Raw genomic sequence first — 276 nt, 5'->3', positions numbered from 1 at the left:
CACCTATTATCGTATGATGATATTGTAATTTTGGTCGAACATATTAAAATGATTCTACAAAAAGCGATAGAACTGGGCGGATCGACCTTACGAGACTTCACGGTCGCTAGCGGACAAACCGGATATTTCCAACAGACATTAAATGTCTACGGTCGACAAGGTGAAGATTGTCCGAACTGCGCCGCTATTCTTGATAATATCAAGCTCAATGGGCGCGCGAGTGTCTTTTGCCCTGAGTGTCAACCGCTACCAAAGCCAAATCGTTAGCTACATGAC

Annotated in this window: 1 protein-coding gene; it reads left to right on the top strand. The window is 44.2% G+C overall.

Annotated elements, in window-relative coordinates; all coding sequences use genetic code 11:
- Positions 1 to 267, top strand: a 267-nt coding sequence (locus AAEY72_RS14750) for a zinc finger domain-containing protein (protein WP_352311288.1), incomplete at its 5' end; no start/stop codon positions are given.
- Positions 268 to 276 lie beyond the last annotated feature (9 nt).

This window comes from Psychrobacter sp. W2-37-MNA-CIBAN-0211, assembly GCF_040309405.1.
Lineage (GTDB): Bacteria > Pseudomonadota > Gammaproteobacteria > Pseudomonadales > Moraxellaceae > Psychrobacter > Psychrobacter glaciei.
Note: the sequence above shows the minus strand (reverse complement) of the source record. Positions and strands in the feature narration are given on the sequence as shown.